Genomic DNA, 23891 nt, shown 5'->3' on the forward strand with positions numbered 1-23891 from the left:
CTCCCTCCCCACAAGGGGGAGGGTAAGGCGGCAACGTCGGAATCCTTCGATCGACGCGGGAGGGCGCTATGAATATTGACGCCAAGATCGTCCAGCGCAGCATTGTCGGCAAAGGCATCGCGCATGATTCCGCCGCGCGCCATGTGGCGGGTGAGGCGAATTACATCGACGATATGCCGGAACTGCCTGGCACGCTGCATGCGGCTTTCGTCCTTTCGCCGGTGGCGCACGGGAAGCTGAACGGCTTCGATGCCTCCGAAGCGCTGGCGATGGATGGCGTTGCCGGTGTCTGGGCAGCGCAAGATGTGCCCGGCCACAACGAAGTCGGGCCAATTCTCCATGGTGAGACGCTTTTTGCCGAAGATATTGTCGATCACGAAGGACGGGTGATCGCGGTCGTTGCCGCCCGGGATTTCGAAACGGCGTATCGCGCCGCGAAAAAGGTAAGGCTCGATATCGAGACGCTCGAGCCCGTGCTGGATATCGAAGAGGCACACCGGCGGAAAAGCTATGTTCTGCCGCCGCAGGAGGTCATCGAGGGCGATGTCGAAACGGCTCTTGCAGGCGCGCCACACGTCATTTCCGGCAAGCTGCACATCGGCGGGCAGGACCATTTCTACCTCGAAACCCATATCGCCTATGCCATTCCCGGCGAGAACGGTGAAATGCTGGTGCATTCCTCGACCCAGCACCCGACCGAGGTACAGCACCATGTTGCCGGTATTCTCGGCATACACGCCAACGCTGTGGAATGTCAGGTGCGCCGCATGGGCGGCGGATTTGGCGGCAAGGAAAGTCAGCCGACGATCATTGCCGGGGCTGCGGCACTGGTTGCGGCCAAGACCGGCAAACCTTGCAAGATGCGGCTGAAACGCCGCGATGACATGGTAGCGACTGGCAAGCGCCACGATTACATCGCCAACTGGAAGGCCGGTGTGGACAACAGGGGCCGCATTCTCGGTCTCGATGTCGAATATCTGGCGCGGGCGGGCAATCTGCCAGATTTGACGGGACCGGTTATCACGCGGACACTGACTCACACGGACAATTCCTATTTTATCCCGAACGCGCGCTTTATCGGCCACGCATGCAAGACCAATACCGTATCAAACACGGCGTTTCGCGGCTTTGGCGGCCCGCAGGGAATTATCACCATCGAGGCCGTTATCGATACGATCGCCCGCGAATTGAAGCTTGACCCCAATGCGGTCCGGGCGGTCAATTATTATGGCGACGAGACCGGCGACATGACGCCCTATGGCCAGCAGGTCGAGGATAATCGTCTGGTCGAGGTGACGGATGCGGTGCTTGGCTCCGCCGAGTGGGACTATCGCCGCGCTGAAATCGACGCGCACAATGCTGCCAATCCTGTTATCCGGCGCGGCCTGGCGATGATGCCGATCAAATTTGGCATCTCGTTCAATCTGACCTCGCTCAATCAGGCGGGTGCGCTGGTCCACGTCTATCTGGATGGGTCGATCTTCCTCAATCATGGCGGCACCGAAATGGGGCAGGGCCTGTTTGTGAAGGTCGCGCAGGTAGTGGCCGAGGTGTTTCAGGTTGAGCTCGACATGGTCCGCATTTCGTCCACCGCGACGGGCAAGGTGCCGAACACCAGTGCAACTGCGGCTTCTACCGGCTCGGACCTCAACGGTATGGCGGCGTTCAAGGCCGCGATGGCCATCAAGGCGCGCATGACACGGGTGGCAGCCGAGCATTTCGATGTCGAAGAAGACGTGATCGTCTATCGCGAAGGCCGTGTCCACGCCGACAATCGTTCCGTATCCTTCGGTGAACTGGCGAAAATGGCCTGGGCCAAGCGCATCCAGCTCTCGGAAGCCGGACATTATGCAACGCCGAAGATTCATTGGGACGGCAAGACGATGAAAGGCCGGCCTTTCTTCTATTTCAGCTATGGCGCAGCCGTTGCGGAAGTTGCTGTCGACACGCTTACGGGCGAGACGCGTTGCCTGCGCGCCGATATCTTGCAGGACGTCGGCTCGCCGCTCAATCCTGCCATTGACCTTGGCCAGATCGAGGGCGCCTTCGTGCAGGGGATGGGCTGGGTAACTTGCGAGGAGCTTTGGTGGGATAAATCCGGACGGCTGCGGACTGTCGGGCCATCGACCTACAAGATACCCGGATCGCGCGACGTACCGCCTGAGTTCAATGTGCGCATTCTCGACAATATGCCCAACAGGGAAGAAACAGTGTTTCGCTCCAAAGCGATCGGTGAGCCCCCATTGATGCTTGGCATCTCGGTCTGGCTGGCCATTCGCGATGCAATCGCTTCGATCCGTGGCGGGGTGCCGCAGCTCGATGCGCCTGCCACCCCCGAGGCGGTTTTGCGGGCTGTGCAGGCCGCACGAGGGGAAATGAATGACACTTGATGAGTTGAACAAGGTAAGCGCCACGGATTTCGTTGCAGCGCTAGGCGGCATATTCGAGCACTCGCCTTGGGTTCCGGAGGCTGTGGCGAAGTTGCGGCCTTTTGCCAGCACCGAGAATCTGCACGCCGCGATGGTCAATGCGGTGAACGCGTCAGGGCAGGTGGCGCAACTCGGCTTGATACGGGCACATCCCAGTCTCGCGGGTAAGGCGGCGCGGCAGGGCAATCTAACCGCGGAATCGACGAGTGAGCAGAAGGGCGCCGGTCTCGACAGGTTGACGAACGCTGAGTTCGATGAATTTCACCGGTTGAACAACGCTTACCAGAGCCGTTTCGGCTTCCCGTTTATTCTTGCGGTCCGGGGACACGACAAGCATTCTATCATGGCGGCGTTCCGCCAACGCCTGAACCACAATTCGGGCGAAGAGGTGATCGAAGCGCTGCGGCAGATCGCTTTGATCGCACGCTTTCGTCTCGACGATTTATTTGCATGAGGAGCTTTTGATGGGAAAGTTATCCACACATGTGCTCGATACGGCGGCGGGAAGGCCGGCCGCGGGCATGGCTTTGACACTGCACCGGATCGACGAAACCGGCCGTCATTTGCTCAAGACTGCGGTTACGAATGCCGATGGCAGGACAGATGCGCTGCTGCTATCGCCGGATGAGATGATGGCTGGTCAGTACGAGTTGACGTTCTTCATAGAGGATTATTTCAAGGCATCGCAAATTGCGCGTGACGAGCCTCCGTTCCTTGACGATATTCCTCTCCGGTTTTCAATAGCCAATGCCGATGGCAATTATCATGTGCCTCTGCTCGTAACGCCGTGGGGGTATTCCACCTACAGAGGGAGCTAGCGATTTCCATTTTAAGTCGGCGGCTGATGCCGGTTATCTCTCCCCTTGCGGGAGAGAAAGCGATTTCAGCATCTTAGCCCTTGCTAAGTGCTAGAATCGCCAAAGAGGGGATTTCAAATTTATGGGTTCAAATCCCCTCACTTGGATTTTCTAAGAATTTAGCAAAGGGCTAAATTCAAGAAAATCCTTTCTCTCCCGCAAGGGGAGAGATAATCGGCATCAAAACTTATCCATAAATCCCGATCACGCTGAAGCTACGAGCTTCATCGCTCTTGAAGTAAACGAGATTGGATGCGGATGTAGGGGACTGATCCGTGCAGGTGACGGTGATAGTCCCGGTGTTGCCTGCATCGAGCAGAATTCCATTCTGCCGGAATTCGCTTCCCAACATCTTCTGCATCAGCGGCGAGACATCAATGGCAATGAGGTTGGTAACCGGATCGCCAAGCTGGATCGTATCGCCCGCAGACCATAGCTTGATGTCCTCGACGTTGCTCACTTGCAGCTGATTGGCCGCCGTATCCCATTTGGCAAAGGCTGGTAGCGCGGGTGTTTTAGTTACATTCCAGATGCGAACCATCGATAGGCCGCGTATGGCAGCGCCGAAGAATTCGCCGGCGGTATTGTTGGTGAAAGTCACGATATCAGCGCTGATCGAAGCCAGTTTGGCGGTCTTCAGGGCTTGGGCGCGAACCCCCAGCGGCTGGAAAATCACCGTGCCGCTGTCGCTTGGCGGGAGGAAAATCAGACCGGACTGCTTCTTGCCGGTGGCCGAATGAGCAATGCCTGAGGGAAAACGGATAATCCCTGTAGCACTATCGACGACCACGGCCTCTTGCCAATGATCGCCGTCGGAGCTGGTCTTGATACGAAAATCACGACCCGACATGGTGCCCATCTCGGCCCGGCCCTGATAATTGGACTGGAAAAGCAGCGAGGCGGTATGGCCGTCATCCACCTTGTTTATTTTCAGCTGATGCCCCCCGCCAACATGATCGAATAACGAGGCAGGGCTTTTTAACGCCAGCCGGTTGTTCACGTCGGCGACCGTATTGATACCGATCAACGCAGCCGGGTTGGTTCCGCCAGCTACCCTGCTCCAGGAATTGCGATCGAAAACGACGAAGGTTTGCTCTTCTGCAACCCAGGCATGCCAGCCCTCCTGAGGCTGGAAGAACACCCAGGCGTCATCCTGCCACGCGGCGATCTGGTCCGTCTTCCCCGCCCACGGCGTGACGGCCTCGGACGCGACGATGTAACGGTCGCCTTCTGAGGGCTCCGGCGGGGCATTCTTCAATTTGCGGCTCATCACCGAGAGCTGCACCAGCGCATCGAGCGCACGGATAGCCTCGTTGTGGGTGACATGTTTCTGCGCCTGCGACGGCGCAATATAAGGTAATTTGAGGTTTGTCGTCGTCTGGTCCATCTGGCTGTCCTTTCAGCAATCGATCAAGACCAGAGACTTTAAGGCCACCCCATAGGTGGTGGATAAACCGCCAGCTGGAAGTGGCTGGCCGTAACAACCTCGCAGCGTGTTTCGGGCGCGTCGATGCAACCCTGCATTCGTTGCACACGGTGAACAATCCAACCATGGTTTGAAGGTTTTCAGGTGAAAGCAGCAGCATTGAGCCAGCCGGTGCATTCGAAGGGGATAGGCCGCTTCGACCGAGGCGAGGGCCTCGCCAGGAAACCGGAGGTGAAAGCGATATGTGGTATCTACCACTGAGCATCACCCTAGAAATGAAAAAGACCCGGACGAGCTGGCAACTCACGATCCGGGTCCATTTCATCAACTAGGAAAGGAGGGCGGGCGCAAGCCTGCCCTCTCTCCGACACCCAATATATCGAGTTTTCTGTTGATTTCCAAGCACGTCCCGGTTGATCGATAGACGAGCATTGCATTTATGATGCCCTATGCTACTGGTCTTGCGTTTTTTGCCTTGAACCTTGAGGATTAATGAAATTGGAAATCTTTCGGCAAAGCGTCTCGATGATGCCGCGTCGTTACAAGCAGATACTCCTTGTCATTTTTGACATGGTTACGCTGACTTTCGCTATTTGGCTCAGCTATTTGCTGAGATTCGGTGAATTTTTTATCCCGAACAGCGAGCAAGCTTTGTTGATGGTCGCTGCGCCGCTGATTGGTCTGCCGGTGTTCGTGCGCTTCGGGCTGTATCGGTCTGTCATCCGCTACCTTCCTGACAAGGCAATCTGGACGATGATTCAGGCCGTGACGATCTCCGTCATTCTCTGGGTCTGCCTCGCCTTCCTGACGCTAATGACCGGCGCAGAAGGCGTGCCGCGCGCCATACCATTTCTCTATTGGGTGCTGAGCATCGGTCTCATCTGCGGCAGCCGTTTTGCCGCAAAATGGCTGCTGTGGAGCCCCTTGCGTGAAAAGCTGCTGGCGCGGCAGTGTCTTATATTCGGGGCGGGCGATGCTGGCCGCCAATTGGCCAACGCTTTGAGGTCGCAAAACGAAGTCTTCGTCGCGGGTTTTGTCGATGACGACAAGAGCCTGCATGGCATGGATATTCTTGGTATCCGTGTTTACCCGACATCGCAGCTCGAGACTCTCATCGACAATTTCGGCATCAACGAGATGATCGTGACGACCTCGTCACTGAGCGGCATTCAGCGCCGCCGCCTGATCGGCAGGTTGAAGTCTCTCGATGTCAAGGTTCGTATCCTCCCGGCGATTTCAGATCTGACCGCAGGAAAATACCTGATCAGCCATCTGCGCGACATCGATATCGATGACCTGTTAGGCCGCTCGCCAGTGCCGGCCGATCCTATCCTGCTCGACAAGACCGTGGAAGACCGCGCCATTCTCGTGACTGGCGCTGGCGGATCGATCGGGTCGGAGCTTTGCCGCACTATCGTCAAGCTGGCACCGGCGAAGCTGGTCATTTTCGATGTCAATGAGCACAGCATCTATCAGCTCCATCGCGAGCTCGCCGCGGTCAGCGATTGTCTGATCGTACCGGTGCTCGGTTCGATCGCCGATGCGCCGTTGATCAGAAGCGTACTTGCAGCGCATAAGATCGAGAATGTCTATCATTGTGCCGCCTATAAGCATGTGCCGCTGGTGGAGGAAAATGTTGTCGAGGGCGCGCGAAACAATGTGATCGGTACGGAGGTGCTGGCCGCATTGTCGCGCGAGGCAGGGGTCAGAAATTTCGTCCTCATTTCGTCCGATAAAGCCGTGCGGCCATCGAATGTCATGGGCGCGACCAAACGATGGGCCGAGCTCATCGTACGCTATCATGGCGATGAGGCGAGCAGGCAGGGCAGCGGGCAGATATTCGCGTCGGTTCGCTTCGGCAATGTGATCGGTTCCAGCGGTTCGGTCGTGCCGCTGTTTCGCGAGCAAATTGCCCATGGCGGTCCGTTGACGGTTACCCATGACGATATGACCCGCTATTTCATGTCGGTGCGCGAAGCTGCGGAACTGATCATTCAGGCGGGAGCGCTTTCCGGGGGCGGGGATATTCTGCTCTTGGAAATGGGCGAAGCCGTGCGCATTCGCGATCTTGCAGAAAACATGATTCTTCTTGCCGGCCTTTCGATCAAGGACAGCCTCCATCCGGAGGGTGATATCGAAATCGTCACAGTCGGCATACGCGATGGCGAGAAACTGCATGAAGAGCTGTTCTACGATCCGACTGGTGTGTCGCCGACGAACCACTCCAAAATCCTGCGCGCCAAGCGCGGCGCCAATTCCGTAAACCATTTGCCCGAAGCGATCGCAGAGTTGCGGCAGCTGATCGAAAGGCAGGAAGCCGATGCTGTACGCAAGCTTCTGTTCGAGTACGCAACGTCCTAGAGCCTAGCGCAATTTGGCTCGAAACCGGAGCAAGACGAACCCGACGCCAATCAGCGCTACGACAATGCCTGCGGCACGAAATAGACCGTGTTGTGCCGCTGCAATGGCGCAGGCTCCAAGTATGACATTGAGCACGCCAACGCTGATGACGATGCCCCAGATCGACCAGCCGGAGCGCTTCGCCACCTGATAGGCGTGCTTGGAATGCGCGGCGAAAATATTGTCGCCGACCGCAAGCCGCATAAACAGCGTCGATGTTGCATCGGCGATAAAAAACAGCGGGAGGATCAGCCCGGCCCAGATCGACAGATCATGACCAAGCCGAAAGAAGGCAAGGCCACTGAGCAAGCCGATGGGCAAGCTGCCGGAATCACCGAGAAACACGCTCGCTTTCGGCCGGTTGAAGACGGCAAAGCCTAACAGCCCTCCTGCAATCGAAGCGGCAAGGCTGCCGGTCCCGAGCGTGGCAAGTCCGAAGATCGCAAAGCCGGCAAGGAGGGCGAGAGGAATACCGAGGCCTGAGACGACCATCAGGTCGAGCCCGTCCATGAAATTGGTCAGGTTGATGAAATAGACGAGGGCGAGAACGAGAAGGCCTCGCTCCACAAGGAAAGGCATGAGTTCCGGCAGCAGACGAAAGTCTGCCCCGAGCCCATGGACTGCAACCGCCGAGGCTGCGAGTTGCGATGCCAGCCGGATTGTCTCGGGCAGATGACGGCGGTCATCTAGGAAACCCACAACCCATAGCACGGCGGCTGCAATGGTTGTTGCGCTGAGAAACTGCGGGTCAAGGCCTGACGACGGGCCGAATATCCACAGCGAAACGATGATGACTGGAACGATGGCGAGGCCGCCCAATTGCCGCGCCGCCTGCGTATGATTGGAGCGCTCGGTCACCGCCGCGCCGAGGAAATCTGCGGGAAGCGCCCGCATTATGATCGCCAGCAAGAGGGCACTTGCGACGGCAGCGGCAAGAAAAGGAGCGATGATGGCGGCCAATGCTGATTCCCGTAATTATACGACCTCGGAGCGGTCACTTAGCACTCTTGGAAAATTTCTGAGAAGTGTTATATTTTAGCTTGGACAGGAGGCAGGCCGAAGCCCACCTCCGATCCTAGAGTAATGCAAATGAGACCCGCACCTTGAGTGTCCAGCTCGTGCGGGTCTTTTGCAGTTCTAGGGTGATGCTCAGCGGTAGATACCACATTCGCTTCACTCCAAGTTTTGACAGCATATTGGCCGTATGCCTCAGCCAGGGAGGCCCATCCCCCTGATCGCACCGGCTGGCACGGTGCTGCTGCTTCGCCGTCAAAACGCAATACTGCTCCAGCCTAGCGATATGCATTTCTGAACAGAACCCCGACTTAAGTTCAATGCCCCGCTCCTTGGGTATTGGTCATGAAAACGCGGAAACAATTGTGAAGAGCACAAACTCTCCAATCATTCACATTGCACAAGCTGGAACCAGAGGTTATAAGGCCGCGCTGTCACGCCGAATATTCTGATTGGCGCTGGCATTTTGGGGCGTAGCCAAGTGGTAAGGCAGCGGTTTTTGGTACCGCCATTCGGAGGTTCGAACCCTCCCGCCCCAGCCAGTCATTTCATGACAAGACCTGTTCCTTTCCGGCCAATCATTGCTATAGATCATTGGCAAAAGACTATTGAGAGGAAACAGATATGGCACGTCGCATCGCGGTCGTTGGTAGCAACATGACCGATCTCGTCACATCGATCATCCGCATGCCTGCGCCGGGAGAAACTTTGGAAGCGCCGGCATTTTCGATGGGATTTGGCGGTAAGGGCGCCAATCAGGCGGTCGCTGCGGCAAGACTTGGTGCCGACGTGATGATGGTCACCAAGGTTGGCGACGACGTTTTCGGTCAAAGCACCATCGACAACCTCAAGAGCAACGGCATCGACGTCTCGCATGTCGGAACCGTCACGGGCAAATCGAGCGGCGTTGCGCCGATCTTTGTCGATGAAAGCGGCGAGAACTCGATCTTTATCATCAAGGGCGCGAACAATGATCTGAAGCCCGCCGATATCGATGCTGCTGCAGAAGATTTGAAGCGCTGTGACCTCATCCTGATGCAATTGGAAGTGCCGCTCGAGACAGTCTACTACACGATTACCTTCGCTGATCGGCATGGCATCGAAACGATCCTCAATCCGGCACCCGCTGCGCCTGATCTCGATCCGAAACAGGTCACCAAGGCAACCTTCGTCGTTCCCAACGAAACCGAACTGGCCCTGCTGACGGGTATGCTGACCGGGACAGATGCCGAGATTGAAACGGCGGCGCGTTCCCTGATCGACAAGGGCATCCGCACGGTCATCGTTACGCTCGGCTCGCGCGGCGCGCGCCTGATCACAGCAAGTTCTTCGACATTGATCGAGCCGCTCAAAGTCAAGCCGAAAGACACGACAGGCGCCGGCGATGCTTTCATTGGCAGCTTCGCTCGCTATTACGTGGAGGGCCGGGAGCTCGAGGCCTCGCTCAGGAAAGCGGCGCTCTATGCCGCTGACTCGATTACCCGTGAAGGCACACAGAAGTCCTATGCAACAGCCGCAGAATTCGATCAATTCCTGCAAAATCACACGAAATAATCAGACGTACCGGGAGGAAACATGCTCAAGAATCTGGATCCATTGCTGAATGCGGATGTGCTCTACGCTCTGAGAGCTATGGGCCATGGCGATCGGCTGGTCATATGCGATACGAATTTTCCGGGGGATTCCATTGCGCGCCAGACACGGCTCGGCCGGCTGTTGCGCATTGACGCTGTGACCGCGCCGAGAGCCGCGCGTGCCATTCTCTCGGTCATGCCGCTCGACACGTTCATCGATGACGCCGCCGCGCGCATGGAAATCGTTGGCAGTCCCGACGAGATCCCTGATGTGCAGGTAGAAATGCAGGCGGAGATCGACGCCGCCGAAGGCAAGCATTGGCCAATGGTCTCGATCGACCGGATGGATTTCTATGAACATGCGAAGAATGCCTATTGCGTCATCGCCACCGGTGAGCGGCGGTTTTATGGGTGTTTTATCCTGACGAAGGGCGTGATCCCACCGGAAGACCTTCGATAATCCACCTGACGGCCATCTGATGCGATTTTCTGTGCTTCCGGTGCTCATGGACGAGAATGTCCACTGCGCCCCGGTTCTCGAAAACCACACCAGCTGTCTCATCAAGCTGAATTCTCAATAGGTCTTCCAAAGTCGCCCAAAATCCGGGATCAATTTTCCACGGATTGTATGTTTTAAAAAAGCTGGACTCCGGCGTTGCACTGCTATGGAATCGCATTCTGATAAAATGTCGTTCACGGCAATAAATTGGCGCGTATTTCGTATCCCTTGTGAAACCATCCTTTCCTTAAATATCGCCCTTCCACTATGTTGCCGCGAGCAATGGCGATATTGATACGCCGCGTGATTCAGTTGATATTCGTTGCGCCTGATGCTGGCAGCGAGAGTGGATAGTAATTTTCATGACCAAGAACCTGACGCATCTCCAGCGTCTTGAAGCCGAAGCAATCCATATTTTTCGTGAGGTCGCGGCGACGTTCTCCAATCCCGTGATGCTTTATTCGATCGGCAAGGATTCGTCCGTCATGCTGCATCTGGCGATGAAGGCCTTCTATCCGGCCAAGCCGCCATTTCCATTCCTCCACGTCGATAGCACGTGGAAATTCAAGGAGATGATCGCATTTCGTGATTCAGAAGCTCAGCGACTTGGCTTCGATCTTCTGGTTCACAGCAATCAGGAAGGCATCGAGCAGGGCATCGGTCCCTTCACGCATGGCTCCAACACGCATACGCACATCATGAAAACCGTCGCACTGCGGCAGGCACTCGACAAATACGGGTTCGATGCGGCCTTTGGTGGCGCACGCCGTGACGAAGAAAAGTCTCGGGCCAAGGAGCGGATTTTCTCGTTCCGCAATGCGCAGCATTCCTGGGACCCGAAGAACCAGCGGCCGGAAATGTGGAAGATCTACAATACCCGCGTCGCCAAAGGTGAATCCATCCGCGTGTTTCCAATCTCCAACTGGACCGAACTCGATATCTGGCAATATGTCATGCAGGAGGAAATTCCGATCGTTCCGCTGTACTTTGCCGCGAGGCGTCCGGTTGTCGAGCGTGACGGCATGCTGATCATGCGCGACGATGAAAGGATGCAACTGCTTCCCGGCGAAGTGCTGCAGCAGAAAATGGTGCGGTTCCGCACGCTTGGCTGCTATCCTCTGACGGGGGCTGTTGAGTCCGAGGCGGCAACGCTGCCGGAAATCGTGAGCGAAATGCTCGTCTCGCGCACCTCCGAGCGGCAGGGACGCATGATTGACAAGGACGAGGCGGGCTCCATGGAGAAGAAGAAGCGTGAGGGCTATTTCTGATGTCTAAGCTAGGACAGATCAAGATTTCGCCTGCAGCTTCAGCCGCCGAAGAAATCAGCGCCTATATGGTCGAGCAGGAAAAGAAATCGCTGCTGCGGTTTCTCACTTGCGGCTCCGTGGACGATGGCAAATCCACGCTCATCGGACGTCTGCTTTACGATACCAAGCTGATCTTCGAGGACCAGCTGGCAGCGCTGACCAAGGATAGCCGCAAGCATGGCACCAATGGCGAAGATATTGATTTCGCCCTATTGGTAGACGGGCTGGAAGCTGAACGCGAGCAAGGCATCACCATCGACGTCGCCTATCGCTTCTTCTCGACGCCGAAGCGCAAGTTCATCGTCGCCGACACACCTGGCCATGAACAATACACGCGCAACATGGCGACTGGGGCTTCGACTGCGGACCTCGCAATTGTGCTGGTCGATGCGCGGCAGGGCATCCTGCGCCAGACGCGGCGCCACAGTTTCATCGCGTCTCTGCTTGGTATTCGCAACATCATTCTTGCCGTCAACAAGATCGATCTCGTGGATTATTCACAGGACGTCTTCGACAAGATTGTTGCGGATTATCAGGAGTTTGCCAGCAAACTCGGATTCAAGACAATACAGGCCATCCCGCTTTCGGCGCGCTTTGGCGACAATGTCATTGGGCCATCGGCCAATCTGCCCTGGTACAAGGGACCGGCGCTGTTGCAGCATCTGGAGAACGTGCCGTTGGAAAGCGCGGATGACGCACGTCCGTTCCGCTTTCCGGTTCAGTTCGTCAACCGGCCCAACCTCGACTTCCGCGGTTTTTCCGGCACCATTGCCTCGGGCAGCGTTGCGCCGGGCGACGAAGTCGTCGTCGCCAAATCCGGCAAGTCTTCGCGGGTCAAGCGTATCGTCACTTGGGACGGCGACCTCAAGTCTGCAGGCGAGGGCGAAGCGGTCACGATCGTTCTCGATGACGAGATCGAGGTTTCGCGCGGCAATATGCTGGTCGCACCCGAAGCTCGGCCTGACGTTGCGGACCAGTTCGCCGCCAACGTCGTGTGGTTCGCCGAGCATGCGCTGATCCCGGGGCGATCCTATATCCTGCGGACGGAAACCGATCAGGTCACTGCGACGATTACCGATCTCAAATATCGAATCGATATCAATAGTTTCGCGCAGGAAGCAGCCAAATCGCTTGACCTGAATGAAGTTGGCGTCGTCAATATCTCGACGCAGGAGCCAATCGCCTTCGATCCCTACAAGTCGAACCGCTCGACAGGTTCGTTCATCCTAATCGACCGCCTGACCAATGCGACGGTCGGCGCCGGCATGATCGACTTTGCGCTACGCCGTGCTTCCAATGTGCATTGGCAGGCGCTCGACGTCGACAAGGCATCACGCGCCGCTCAAAAAGACCAGAAACCCGCGGTCGTGTGGTTTACCGGCCTATCGGGTTCCGGCAAATCGACGATCGCCAATCTGGTCGAGAAGCGCCTGTCGTCACTCGGAAAGCACACCTATATTCTCGATGGCGACAATGTCCGTCATGGTCTCAATCGCGATCTTGGCTTTACCGAAGAAGACCGCGTCGAGAACATCCGCCGTGTCGGCGAGGTGGCCAAGCTGATGGCGGACGCCGGATTGATTGTGCTCGTATCGTTCATTTCGCCGTTCGCTTCCGAGCGCCGCATGGTGCGCGAACTGCTCGGTGAAGGCGAATTTCTCGAGGTCTTTGTCGATACGCCGTTTGAGGAATGTGCGAAGCGCGATCCCAAGGGATTGTATGCCAAGGCACTGCGTGGTGAGATCAAGAACTTCACCGGCGTGGACTCGCCCTATGAAGCGCCTGAGAATCCGGAACTGCATTTGAAGACAGTTGGCCGGACGACGGAAGAGCTGGCGTCAGAGGTTGAAAAGCTTCTTGTAGAGCACGGTATTATCTTCAACTACGATCAAAGTTCGTGGTCGATCTAGCTCTGGCTATCTCTTCCCCACAAGGGGGGAGATAAACAGCGCAACAACTGGAAATCCCGTGACAATGCTCTCGCAATTCAATTATTCCGCTCTTCTCACGACCTTTGAATCCACAGCGATCGCCGCTGGACGCGAAATTCTGCGCATCTACATAGAAGGCTGCGATGTCGCGTTGAAAGACGACAATTCGCCGGTCACGGCGGCAGACCGCGCCGCGGAAGTGATCATCCTCGAAGCGCTGCGCCAGGCAACGCCCGACATTCCGATCGTGGCGGAGGAAGAGATTTCCGGCGGGCATGTGCCAGGTGATCTCGGCGACCGTTTTTATCTGGTCGACCCCCTCGATGGCACACGTGAGTTCGTCAATCGCAATGGTGACTTCACTGTAAACATCGCCCTGATCGAAGGCGGCGTTCCGGTGCTGGGCATCGTCTATGCTCCGGTACGCGGGTGGCTGTTTACCGGCGGCCCGAACGGCGCGCAGGAAGTGACCGTCGATTCCACCGGAAGCGTGACCACGCGCAACAGCATTTCGTGCCGGACTGCGCCGACGGAAATGATTGCCGTCGCCAGCCGCTCGCATCGTACGCCGGAAACCGATGAATACTTGAAGGATTTCGCCATCGCCGATTGCGTCTCGGTTGGCTCATCGATCAAGTTCGGGCTGTTGGCGCGCGGCGAAGCGGACATCTATCCGCGGCTCAGCCGGACGATGGAATGGGACACGGCGGCAGGTGACGCGGTTCTGCGCGCCGCGGGCGGCATCACGCTGACCCTTGACGGCAAGCCGCTGACCTATGGCCGCCGCAACCAGACCAATGATGCGGATTTCGCCAATCCCAGCTTCGTGGCACGCGGCAGGCTCTAGCCCGACCGCTTGCGCAACAGCAGCGTCACCACGAAGAACGCCCCGACGGAGCTCGTAACGATGCCGATCGGCAGTTCCTGCGGCGCGAGCAGGAGCCGTGCGGCAAGGTCGCTAAGGAGGATCAACGTTGCGCCGAGCAGTGCGCAGGTGAGGATCAGGCCCGCATGAAGCTGACCGGCAAAACGCCGGGCGATGTGCGGAATCATCAGGCCGACAAAACCGATGACGCCTGCGACCGAAACGAAGATCGCTGTTGAAAATGCGCAGACGATGAAGACTGTGTTGCGTGTACGGTTGACGCGGACGCCCAGGCTTTCGGCCGTATTTTCGCCGGCGAGAAACGCATCGAGGTTGCGATGGTTATAGAGCGCGTGGATGAGAATTGCGGTTAGGCCTAGCAATGCCAGCGGCAGGTTTTCCCAGCGTGCGAGGCCGAGCCCTCCAAGCGTCCAGAACAGGACGGAATGGGCGGCGCGCTGATCACCCGAAAACACCATGTAGTTGGTGAGTGCGGCAAACAGGAACGAGACGGCAAGGCCGGCAAGGATCATGCGTTCCGGCCCCTGACCCTGGACGCGGCGCACCAGCAACAGCACAATGATCGCAGCGAGCATGCCGCCAATGAAGGCAGCGATTGGCAGCGTCCAGATGCCGAAGCGGTCGCCGAAAATGCTGATTACCGAAACCGCACCGGCTGCGGCACCCGATGATAGCCCGAACAGGAATGGGTCGGCGAGATCGTTACGCGTTACCGTCTGCAACATCGCGCCGACAATGCCGAGCCCAGCGCCGACGCAGATGGCCAGTATGACGCGCGGCAAGCGCAGATCGACGACAATGCGTTCGATTGGTATCGTTGTGTTCAGATCGCTGAGACCAGCCGCATGAGAGAAGGCATTCAGCACATCACCCAAGGGTATAACAGTCGAGCCGTAGGCGATGGATAGCAGAGCGAGGGCGATGACCAGCATCACCCCTGCCACGAGCGAAATGCGTTGTCGGGCTTGCACTCAGAAAGCTTCCGGATGCATGGCCTTGGCGATCTTTCCGATGGCTTCGATATTGGCCGGACCCGGCGTGAGCTCGGCATAGCGCAGTGCCACGAAACGCACATTCTTCACCGCATCGGTTTCTTTCATCGCGGGATGCGATTTGAGGAAGTCGAGCAGCTTCTGATAGCCTGCACCATCCTGATAATCGAGCAGGATAAGGAATTGCGGGTTGCGCGCCGCGACGGTTTCCCATGACGTCGTGCCCCAACTCGTCTCCATGTCGGACATGATGTTGGTACCGCCGGCCTCGCTGATGAGTGCCGTCGGCATTGCGAACTTGCCTGCAGTGAAGGGCTTGTCCTCGCCGGAATCATAAAGGAAAACACGGGTTTCGCCGCTGCTGCTGATTCTCTTTTTGATCTCCGCGAGCTGTGTCTTCCAGCCGGAAACCAGTGCCTCAGCCTGGTGTTCCTTGCCGAAAATCTTGCCGAGTTTTGTTATGTCGCCATAGAGCAGATCCATCGAGGCGGCCGGGCGATTCTTGTCGAGGTGCACGCAGCTCTCGGTCAAGACGAGGGTCTTGATGCCGTAGGGCAAAAGCGTATCCGGCGTCACATCGCCGCCGGGTTTCATCCCATAGTACCAGCCGGCAAAGAAGAAATCGGGGTTGGCGGCGACGAGGTTTTCCACCGTCGGTTCCTTGGAAGCGAGCTCCGGGATTGCACCAAGCTGCTTCTTGAAGGCGTCATCCACCTTGTACCAGCCTGTGATGCCGGTCACACCGACCATTGACGATTGCAGGCCGAGTGCGAAGGCCATCTCGCTCATATTGAGATCCTGAATCACGGCTCGTTTTGGTGCTGCATCGAAAGTCAGCGGTTTACCGCAATTGTCGACAGTGACGGGGAACGCGAACGCGGGCGTCGACAATATGGTGAGTGCGAGGACGAGAATTGTCTTTTTCATCAAATGCTCCGTGCGTGGGGGTGGACTGATGGCGATGGTTCTGGCGTCTCGAACACCATGAGGTCGCGGTTCTGCGATGGATGGCGCAGGCGAAGCACGTCGAGGTCGAACACATCGCCGACAATGCGCGGCGTCAGCGTTTCATCGGGGGTGCCGGTGGCCACTACCCGGGCGTTGTGCATGACTGCGACATGCGTTGCAAAGGGCGCGACCAAAGGCAGATCGTGCAAGACCGCGATCGTCGTCACGTCAAGTCCGGCGACCAGTGACAGCAACTCGCTGCGCGCCCTGGGGTCGAGATGGTTGGTTGGTTCATCAAGGAATAGCACAGCCGGTTGTTGGGCAATGGCCCGCGCCAACTGTACGCGCTGACGCTCGCCGCCCGACAGCGATCCGATGGCGCGTCGCGAAAACTGCGCGATCTTCGCGCGATGCAATGCTTCGGCCACGATCTCGCGTTCCCGTGCCTTGCTAAAGGCGCCGATATGCGGAATACGGCCGAGAGAGACATAATCCTCGACGGAAAGTTGCAGCGCCGGCGTGTCGTTCTGGCCGACAAAGGCAAACTGCCGGGCACGCTCAAGCGGTGTCAAATGGCTGACGCTTCTGCCACGGAGTGTGATATCGCCGAAAGCCGGCTGGAGAAGACCTGCCAGCATGCGTAACAAGGTCGACTTGCCGGCGCCGTTCGGTCCGATGATCGCCAGGCGTGCACCGCATTCGATCGTCAAGGATGCCTTGTCGACCAGGGTCTCGCCGGCGATGCGATAAGTCACGACCTCGGCGTTGAGCACGATATGACTCATGAGTGAAGTCCTCCGGATGCTGAAACGCGGCAAAAGTCGCAGCGCGCAGCACCTCCATTACGTAACGTTATAACGTATGTAAAGAGCGGCGATGTGATGAAGGCAAGAACTGGCCTGACGCGGGAGAAAATCTTTGGGGTGCTCATTCCCGTCCATCTGCTAGCGACGGGATCAGGGAACGGACAATGTAGCCATCAGGCACGGACCCGCGAAGGGGACCGTTGCAGCGGGAAACATCGCATCGCTCCCGGCACACCCCGTCCGGTTCGAATTTCAGTATTGATGGCAGGTCTCCTGGCTCGCGGGTCTCGGTTTGGCCCGGCCTTCCCGGTTTTCACCAGTGGCGCTATTGAGCCTCACTCACCGCTTACAGTTGCGGGGGCAGCCACGGTCTCGGTCCCTTTTGGGTACGCCTCACCGTGTTCCCTTTTCATCTCCAGCGTTGTCTTGCCGGAGAAACCATCACAATAACCAGTAGAGGAAAGAACGTTCGAAGGGAACCTCTTTCGCTGAAACACATAGAGCTTGGAAAAAAGTCGAGAAATGCTATGTTTGGGAAGGGAGTGGAAGGCAAGCTTTCGCCTGCCTTCCGTTTTCCTGGTTTTATTGAAAGTGGACCCGGACCGTTATTGACCAACTCGTCCGGGTCTTTTTCAATTCCAGGGTGATACGCAGTGGTAGAAACCACATAGCGTCACCTCCTGTCTTGCGAGCAAGGCCCTTGCTCTAGCTCGGAGAGGCCTATCATCTCCGATACACCGGCTGGCTCGGTTGTTTTCTGCTTCACTCACAAAACTCGACGAAGGTGCCTGTGATCGACCTTGGCGGCAACGGATGCAGGGTTGCATTCGTCAGGTCGCGACGGCGTTCCAAGTTGTGTGGCCAAGCCCGTTTATGCGGCAACGGTCTGATGTGCTAAAATAATTGGCAGGGACATTTAACAAAGGCGTGGAGTAGGCTACGGTTCTTCGGGGACAAGCATTTCAGAAAAAAATTTGAGGCGACATGGCAATTCACGCAGCAGTCTATCATCTGACCCATTACAAATATGACCGCCCGATCATGCTCGGGCCGCAAGTGATCCGCCTGCAACCTGCGCCTCATTCCCGGACCAAAGTTCTCAGCCATTCGTTGAAGGTCAGTCCGGCCAATCATTTCGTCAATCTGCAGCAGGACCCCTACGGCAATTTCCTGGCGCGCTTCGTTTTCCCGGAGCCGGTGACGGAACTCAAGATCGAAGTCGACCTCATCGCCGACATGACGGTCTACAATCCATTCGACTTTTTCGTAGAACCCGTCGCCGAGACCTGGCCCTTCGCTTACCCTGACGACATAAAAGATGACCTGTCGATCTATCTGAAACCGGACCCGATCGGTCCGCTGCTCTCGAATTTTCTTGCGACTGTCGATCGTACTCCGACAAACACCGTGAATTTCGTCGTGGATCTCAATGCACGTATCCAGCGCGAAGTTGGCTATGTCATTCGAATGGAAACCGGCGTGCAGGAGCCGGAAGTGACGCTGGACGTGCGTACAGGCTCCTGCCGTGATTCGAGCTGGTTGCTGGTGCAGGCGTTACGCCATTTAGGTCTCGCTGCTCGGTTTGTTTCCGGTTACCTGATCCAGTTGAAGCCCGATCTTGTTTCGCTGGACGGGCCCGCCGGCACGAGCCAGGATTTCACCGATCTCCATGCCTGGTGCGAGGTCTATCTGCCGGGTGCCGGCTGGATCGGCCTTGATCCGACATCCGGTCTTTTGACTGGCGAAAGCCACGTGCCGCTTGCTGCCACGCCGCATTATCGCAATGCGGCGCCGATCTCGGGGATGGCAGAACCCGCGAATGTCGAATTCGGCTTCGATATGCGTGTTACACGCGTCTCCGAACACCCGCGCATCACCAAGCCATTCTCCGATGAATCGTGGACAGCGCTGGATGAACTCGGTGAAAAGGTCGACGCGTTCCTCAAAGAGCGCGACGTGCGCCTGACGATGGGCGGCGAGCCGACATTCGTATCGATCGACGATTTCGAATCCGGCGAGTGGAATACCGATGCTGTCGGCCCGACCAAACGCGAAAAGGCCGACAAACTCATACGCCGCCTGCGCGAGCGTTTCGCTCCGGGCGGGTTCCTGCATTACGGGCAGGGGAAGTGGTATCCCGGCGAAAGCCTTCCGCGCTGGACGTTCTCCCTCTACTGGCGCAAGGACGGCAAGCCGATCTGGGTCAATCCGGATCTGATTGCAGCCGAGAACAGCGTGGCAAAGATTAAACCGGACGATGCGGGCAAGCTTCTGACCGGCATGGCGGAGGTGCTCGGGGTCGAGAACGAGATGGTCACACCTGCCTACGAAGACCCGGCTGAATGGATCGTCAAGGAAGGCAATCTGCCTGCCAACGTCGATCCCTCCAATTCCAAGCTTAAGGACCCGGAAGAGCGCAGTCGCATGGCCCGCGTCTTCGAGCGCGGACTGACCGAACCCACAGGTTTCGTACTCCCCGTGCAGCGCTGGAACAGCCAGGCTGCCACGGGTCCGCGCTGGCGCAGCGAAAAATGGACGACGCGCCGTGGCAAGCTTTTTCTGGTGCCGGGTGATTCGCCCGTTGGCTATCGCCTGCCGCTCGGCTCCTTGCCGCATGTTCCCCCATCTGAATATCCGTTTATCGTGCCGGTAGACCCATCTGTCGAGCGCGGCCCTCTGCCGGATTCGGTTGCTCAGCCTGGAGTCGCTCCCCGAGATGCGCCGCAGACTGTGGCCTCGTTCACCGCGGCCGAGGGTAATCAACAGGAGCGTGTCGAACAGGAACTCGGTGAGATCGGCGGGGCGGTGCGCACGGCCATTTCGGTTGAACCGCGCAATGGCCGATTAAGCGTTTTCATGCCGCCGGTTGAGGCGCTGGAAGACTATCTCGAACTTGTTGGCGCGGCGGAAGCTGCGGCGGCAAGCCTGGGCCTGCCGGTCCATATCGAAGGTTACGGGCCTCCGCAGGACCCTCGCATCAATGTCATTCGCGTTGCGCCAGATCCCGGTGTCATCGAGGTGAATATCCACCCGGCGTCGAACTGGCGCGAATGCGTCGAGATAACGACGGCGATCTATGAAGAGGCGCGGCAGACTCGGCTTGGAGCCGACAAGTTCATGATCGACGGCCGCCATACCGGTACAGGCGGCGGCAATCACGTGGTGGTCGGCGGCGAGACACCGAACAACAGCCCGTTCCTGCGGCGGCCTGATCTGCTGAAAAGCCTCGTTTTACATTGGCAGCGTCACCCGTCACTGTCGTATCTGTTCTCGGGGATGTTTATCGGGCCGACCAGCCAAGCGCCGCGATTCGATGAAGCGCGCCATGACAGTCTTTACGAGCTCGAGATCGCCATGGCGCAAGTGCCGTTACCCGGCAAGGGCACGCCGCCACTGCCTTGGCTCGTCGACCGCCTGTTCCGCAATCTGCTGGTCGACGTGACGGGCAATACGCATCGCTCGGAAATATGCATCGACAAGCTGTTTTCTCCCGATGGTCCGACCGGAAGGCTGGGTTTGGTCGAGTTTCGTGGATTCGAGATGCCGCCCAATGCCCGTATGAGCCTCGCGCAGCAATTGCTGGTGCGGGCATTGATCGCGCGGTTCTGGAATACGCCGATCGAGGGGAGTTTTGTGCGCTGGGGCACCACGTTGCATGACCGCTTCATGCTGCCGGCGTTCGTCTGGCAGGACTTTCTGGATGTTTTGGCCGATCTGCGCCAGAACGGCTTTGATTTCCGCCCGGAATGGTTCGAGGCGCAACTTGAATTCCGCTTCCCATTCTGCGGCGAAATCGAGAACGAAGGCGTCAAGCTTGAACTGCGCCAGGCGCTGGAGCCTTGGCACGTCATGGGAGAGCAGGGCGCGATTGGCGGTACGGTGCGTTTCGTCGATAGCTCGGTCGAGCGGCTTCAGGTCAAGGTCGAAGGCTTCAATCCTGCCCGCCACAGCGTCGCCTGCAATGGTCGCGAAGTACCGCTGAAAATGACCGACGTGCAAGGCACGGCCGTCGCCGGCGTCCGCTACAAGGCGTGGCAGCCCCGATCCGGTCTCCACCCGATGATCCCGGTCAATACGCCGCTGGTGTTCGACCTCTACGATCAATGGTCGGGACGTGCTATCGGCGGTTGCGTCTATCATGTCGCACATCCGGGCGGGCGTAGCTATGATACGTTTCCGGTGAATTCAAACGAGGCGGAAGCACGCAGGCTTACCCGGTTTGAGCCGCGCGGGCACACAGCCGGAGCTTACGAGCTCAGAAGGGAACAGCCCGCAGCGGAGTTTCCAATGACACTTGATCTGCGAAGGCCACGCGTGTGAACACAGGTATCGAAAAGCGACGATGTCAAAGGTGAGCCAAGCTCCGTCCCTCGTCAGTACCGGCCTGCTTGCAAGCTATAAGCCCCTGCCTGATGTAGCCGATGAGATGATCGATCCATCGGGCGCGGTGCGCCCTGGCTGGGAAACGCTGCTCCATACGCTCGACCAGATTGGTCCTGAAAAGCTCGCGACGCGTTTTGCCCGCGCCAACCAGTACTTGCTCGATGCCGGTGTGTTTTACCGCGTCTACGATGAGAACGGCACGCAGGAACGCGAGTGGCCGCTGGCGCATATACCGATTCTGATCAATGAGGCGGATTGGCAGACAATCACTGCCGGTCTCACACAGCGAGCCGACCTCCTGGAGGAGATCGTCGCGGATATCTATGGTGAGACCAAGTTGATCCGCGATGGAGTATTGCCGCCTGACCTTATTGCGTCCAATCCGGAATTCCTGCATCCGCTGGCAGGCGTAAAACCGGCGAGCGGCCATTTCCTGCATTTCTGCGCATTCGAACTTGGGCGTGCGCCTGATGGCCGGTGGTGGGTGCTGGGTGATCGCACCCAAGCCGCTTCCGGTGCCGGTTTCGCGCTCGAAAACAGGGTGGCGACGACACGCGCACTTTCGGATATTTCCGGCGCCATGAACGTGCACCGTCTAGCGGGGTTCTTCAAGGATTTCCGCGATTCGCTGCAGAGCCTCGTCACCGATCCACAGGGACGTGCCGCGATCCTGACACCTGGACCCAACAACGAGACCTATTTCGAACATGCCTATATTGCCCGGTATCTCGGCTTCATGCTTCTGGAAGGCGATGACCTGACAGTCAGCAAGGGCAGGGTGATGGTGCGCACTGTCTCCGGTCTCAAGCCTATCGACGTTCTATGGCGGCGGATGGATGCCGCATATATGGACCCGCTCGAGCTTAAAACCGACTCGTGGATCGGCACGCCCGGCATTGTCGGCGCACTCCGTCAGCAATCGGTCTCGCTGGTCAACGCGCTCGGCTCCGGAATACTCGAAACGCGTGCGCTGCTAGCGTTTCTGCCGGCAATTTCCAAAGCCTTGCATAATCGCGATCTCGCGCTGCCGAGCATCGCCACGTGGTGGTGCGGGCAGGAAAAGGAACGTAAGCATGTCATGGACCGGCTCGACCAGATGATGGTTGGCCCGGCACTTTCGACGCGTCTTCCTTTCGAGGATGTGGACGCGACAATGCTTGGCTCATCGCTCGATGCCGATGCGAAGGCTGCGCTTCTCGCCCGGCTGGAGAAGGATGGGCGCGGACTGGTCGGCCAGGAAAAAGTCAAGCTTTCGACCACGCCGGTTTATGTCAATGGCAAGCTGGAACCGCGGCCATTCGTGCTGCGCGTTTTTGCGGCACGCCACAAGGACGGCTGGAGCTTCATGCCCGGCGGCTTTGCCCGGGTCGGACGCACGATGGACACGGCGGCTATTGCCATGCAGCGGGGTGGACAGGCCGCCGACGTCTGGATTACCAGCAGTGGATCCGTGCCCAAGGATACATTGCTGCCACGCGAGGATGACACATTCCGGCGTAATGTGCCGGGCACGCTACCTAGCCGCGCTGCCGAAAATTTGATGTGGATGGGACGCTATATAGAACGCGCTGAAGGAACGGCGCGGATCCTGCGCGCCTGCCATGCACGCTATGCCGAAGCGGCCAACATGGAAATTCCGCTGCTAGTGGAAATGCGCGCTTACCTGAAACCGCTTGGCGTCAATCTAGATACGGCAATTCCAAAGGGATTACAGCGCTCCATTGACGGCGCCATGCTCAGCGCAGGCCGCGTCCGTGACCGCTTCTCACCCGATGGCTGGCTGGCATTGCGCGACCTGTCCAAGACGATTCACCGTTTTAACGATGCAGTTTCGCCGGGCGATGACGCCACGCGTGCCATGACGATTATCCTGCGCAAGCTTGCCGGGTTCTCCGGCCTTGTGCATGAAAACATGTATCGTTTCACAGGATGGCGCTTCCTCGAAATCGGCCGCCGCCTGGAGCGTGGCATCCAGATGACGCGCATTCTGGCGACGCTGTCGCGGGATGATGCGGCCGAGGGTGCGCTGGAAATGCTGCTCGAGATCGGCGACAGTGTCATGACCCATCGGCGCCAGTACAGCGTCTATTCGGGCCGTCTCAGCGTGCTCGACCTTCTGGGGCTCGATCCGCTCAATCCGCGCTCGATCATCTTCCAGCTTGACGCGCTTAAGACGGAGTTTGGTCTGCTGCCCGCGCGCGATACGGACACCCACATGCCTGTATTTTCCAAGGAAGTGCTGCGTCTGCATACGGAGCTTGCGATTATGGAGGCAAACGACCTCACGCCTGAAAAGCTCGAGACAATAGAATTCGAATTGGGCAATCTTTCCAACATGATTTCCGACACCTATTTCGCGTGAGAGTGTGAGAGTGCTGGTTATCTCTCCCCTTGCGGGAGAGAAAGGATTTTCCTGGATTTAGCCTCTTTGCTAAATCC

At 57.8% G+C, this 23891-nt stretch carries 16 protein-coding genes, 1 tRNA gene and 1 riboswitch; of the genes, 12 read left to right on the plus strand and 5 right to left on the minus strand.

Annotation, left to right across the window (positions count from 1 at the left end):
- Positions 1 to 68 precede the first annotated feature (68 nt).
- The 3 genes from xdhB to uraH are packed head-to-tail and all read left to right on the plus strand — an operon-like array spanning position 69 to position 3247.
- A complete protein-coding gene (gene xdhB, locus LB462_RS00325) occupies positions 69 to 2390 on the plus strand; it encodes a xanthine dehydrogenase molybdopterin binding subunit (RefSeq protein WP_224505453.1) in 2322 nt (773 codons plus the stop codon).
- Positions 2380 to 2883 (plus strand): 2-oxo-4-hydroxy-4-carboxy-5-ureidoimidazoline decarboxylase, encoded by a 504-nt coding sequence (uraD, locus tag LB462_RS00330; protein ID WP_224505454.1) that lies wholly within the window; start codon positions 2380 to 2382, stop codon positions 2881 to 2883. Before xdhB ends, uraD begins: the two co-directional genes overlap by 11 nt.
- A 10-nt stretch (positions 2884 to 2893) precedes the next feature.
- A complete protein-coding gene (gene uraH / locus LB462_RS00335; protein ID WP_224505455.1) occupies positions 2894 to 3247 on the plus strand; it encodes a hydroxyisourate hydrolase in 354 nt (117 codons plus the stop codon).
- A 226-nt stretch (positions 3248 to 3473) separates the two neighbouring features.
- Here uraH and LB462_RS00340 read toward each other — a convergent pair whose 3' ends face one another.
- On the minus strand, positions 3474 to 4673 hold the full coding sequence (locus LB462_RS00340) for a DUF2793 domain-containing protein (RefSeq protein ID WP_224505456.1): 1200 nt from the start codon (positions 4671 to 4673) through the stop codon (positions 3474 to 3476).
- A 531-nt stretch (positions 4674 to 5204) separates the two neighbouring features.
- On the opposite strand from LB462_RS00340, the gene LB462_RS00345 reads away from it, so the two are divergent.
- Entirely contained in the window at positions 5205 to 7073 is a 1869-nt protein-coding gene (locus LB462_RS00345; RefSeq protein ID WP_224505457.1) for a polysaccharide biosynthesis protein, read from the plus strand.
- Positions 7074 to 7076: 3 nt separating this feature from the next.
- On the opposite strand, the gene LB462_RS00350 is transcribed toward LB462_RS00345, so the two are convergent.
- Positions 7077 to 8072 carry an MraY family glycosyltransferase gene (locus LB462_RS00350; RefSeq protein ID WP_224505458.1) on the minus strand — a complete coding sequence of 332 codons (996 nt, stop codon included), beginning with the start codon at positions 8070 to 8072 and terminating at the stop codon, positions 7077 to 7079.
- 521 nt (positions 8073 to 8593) lie between these two features.
- On the opposite strand from LB462_RS00350, the gene LB462_RS00355 reads away from it, so the two are divergent.
- The 6 genes from LB462_RS00355 (at position 8594) to cysQ (ending at position 14284) form a co-directional block, all read left to right on the plus strand.
- Positions 8594 to 8668, plus strand: a tRNA-Gln gene (locus LB462_RS00355).
- 82 nt (positions 8669 to 8750) lie between these two features.
- Entirely contained in the window at positions 8751 to 9680 is a 930-nt protein-coding gene (rbsK, locus tag LB462_RS00360; RefSeq protein WP_224505459.1) for a ribokinase, read from the plus strand.
- Positions 9681 to 9701: 21 nt separating this feature from the next.
- On the plus strand, positions 9702 to 10160 hold the full coding sequence (locus LB462_RS00365) for an RbsD/FucU family protein (protein WP_224505460.1): 459 nt from the start codon (positions 9702 to 9704) through the stop codon (positions 10158 to 10160).
- 401 nt (positions 10161 to 10561) lie between these two features.
- Positions 10562 to 11467, plus strand: a complete 906-nt coding sequence (cysD, locus tag LB462_RS00370; RefSeq protein WP_224505461.1) for a sulfate adenylyltransferase subunit CysD — start codon at positions 10562 to 10564, stop codon at positions 11465 to 11467.
- Positions 11468 to 11532: 65 nt separating this feature from the next.
- Positions 11533 to 13416 carry a bifunctional sulfate adenylyltransferase/adenylyl-sulfate kinase NodQ gene (gene nodQ, locus LB462_RS00375; protein WP_370637049.1) on the plus strand — a complete coding sequence of 628 codons (1884 nt, stop codon included), beginning with the start codon at positions 11533 to 11535 and terminating at the stop codon, positions 13414 to 13416.
- A 64-nt stretch (positions 13417 to 13480) separates the two neighbouring features.
- A complete protein-coding gene (gene cysQ, locus LB462_RS00380; protein WP_224506008.1) occupies positions 13481 to 14284 on the plus strand; it encodes a 3'(2'),5'-bisphosphate nucleotidase CysQ in 804 nt (267 codons plus the stop codon).
- Here the strand turns inward: cysQ and LB462_RS00385 are convergent.
- From LB462_RS00385 to LB462_RS00395, 3 genes are read right to left on the minus strand one after another with little or no spacing between them, the layout of a single operon-like run.
- The gene (locus LB462_RS00385) at positions 14281 to 15255 is read right to left on the minus strand and encodes a FecCD family ABC transporter permease (protein WP_224506009.1); all 975 of its coding nucleotides are present in this window, start codon (positions 15253 to 15255) and stop codon (positions 14281 to 14283) included. The genes cysQ and LB462_RS00385 overlap by 4 nt on opposite strands.
- Before the next feature lie 39 nt (positions 15256 to 15294).
- Positions 15295 to 16242, minus strand: coding sequence for an ABC transporter substrate-binding protein (locus LB462_RS00390; protein WP_224505463.1), 948 nt, complete (start codon positions 16240 to 16242; stop codon positions 15295 to 15297).
- Positions 16242 to 17048, minus strand: coding sequence for an ABC transporter ATP-binding protein (locus LB462_RS00395; RefSeq protein ID WP_224505464.1), 807 nt, complete (start codon positions 17046 to 17048; stop codon positions 16242 to 16244). The genes LB462_RS00390 and LB462_RS00395 overlap by 1 nt, the downstream gene beginning before the upstream one ends.
- Before the next feature lie 267 nt (positions 17049 to 17315).
- A riboswitch (cobalamin riboswitch) is annotated at positions 17316 to 17527 on the minus strand.
- A gap of 526 nt (positions 17528 to 18053) precedes the next feature.
- On the opposite strand from LB462_RS00395, the gene LB462_RS00400 reads away from it, so the two are divergent.
- Together LB462_RS00400 and LB462_RS00405 are read left to right on the plus strand one after the other, a co-directional pair.
- The gene (locus tag LB462_RS00400) at positions 18054 to 21389 is read left to right on the plus strand and encodes a transglutaminase family protein (protein ID WP_224505465.1); all 3336 of its coding nucleotides are present in this window, start codon (positions 18054 to 18056) and stop codon (positions 21387 to 21389) included.
- A gap of 22 nt (positions 21390 to 21411) precedes the next feature.
- Positions 21412 to 23814, plus strand: coding sequence for a circularly permuted type 2 ATP-grasp protein (locus tag LB462_RS00405; protein WP_224505466.1), 2403 nt, complete (start codon positions 21412 to 21414; stop codon positions 23812 to 23814).
- The last annotated feature ends 77 nt before the right edge of the window (positions 23815 to 23891 follow it).

The sequence above is a fragment of the Phyllobacterium chamaecytisi genome, from assembly GCF_020164455.1.
GTDB classification, from domain to species: domain Bacteria; phylum Pseudomonadota; class Alphaproteobacteria; order Rhizobiales; family Rhizobiaceae; genus Phyllobacterium; species Phyllobacterium chamaecytisi.

Bases quoted from the DNA above. Each gene is read 5' to 3' on its own strand.
- LB462_RS00340 (WP_224505456.1), bottom strand. From the start codon at position 4,673: ATGGACCAGACGACGACAAACCTCAAATTACCTTATATTGCGCCGTCG.
- nodQ (WP_370637049.1), top strand. From the start codon at position 11,533: ATGGTCGAGCAGGAAAAGAAATCGCTGCTGCGGTTTCTCACTTGCGGC.
- cysD (WP_224505461.1), top strand. From the start codon at position 10,562: ATGACCAAGAACCTGACGCATCTCCAGCGTCTTGAAGCCGAAGCAATC.
- LB462_RS00385 (WP_224506009.1), bottom strand. From the start codon at position 15,255: ATGCTGGTCATCGCCCTCGCTCTGCTATCCATCGCCTACGGCTCGACT.
- LB462_RS00400 (WP_224505465.1), top strand. From the start codon at position 18,054: ATGGCAATTCACGCAGCAGTCTATCATCTGACCCATTACAAATATGAC.
- LB462_RS00390 (WP_224505463.1), bottom strand. From the start codon at position 16,242: ATGAAAAAGACAATTCTCGTCCTCGCACTCACCATATTGTCGACGCCC.
- uraD (WP_224505454.1), top strand. From the start codon at position 2,380: ATGACACTTGATGAGTTGAACAAGGTAAGCGCCACGGATTTCGTTGCA.
- LB462_RS00365 (WP_224505460.1), top strand. From the start codon at position 9,702: ATGCTCAAGAATCTGGATCCATTGCTGAATGCGGATGTGCTCTACGCT.
- rbsK (WP_224505459.1), top strand. From the start codon at position 8,751: ATGGCACGTCGCATCGCGGTCGTTGGTAGCAACATGACCGATCTCGTC.
- xdhB (WP_224505453.1), top strand. From the start codon at position 69: ATGAATATTGACGCCAAGATCGTCCAGCGCAGCATTGTCGGCAAAGGC.
- cysQ (WP_224506008.1), top strand. From the start codon at position 13,481: ATGCTCTCGCAATTCAATTATTCCGCTCTTCTCACGACCTTTGAATCC.
- LB462_RS00405 (WP_224505466.1), top strand. From the start codon at position 21,412: ATGTCAAAGGTGAGCCAAGCTCCGTCCCTCGTCAGTACCGGCCTGCTT.
- LB462_RS00345 (WP_224505457.1), top strand. From the start codon at position 5,205: ATGAAATTGGAAATCTTTCGGCAAAGCGTCTCGATGATGCCGCGTCGT.
- uraH (WP_224505455.1), top strand. From the start codon at position 2,894: ATGGGAAAGTTATCCACACATGTGCTCGATACGGCGGCGGGAAGGCCG.
- LB462_RS00395 (WP_224505464.1), bottom strand. From the start codon at position 17,048: ATGAGTCATATCGTGCTCAACGCCGAGGTCGTGACTTATCGCATCGCC.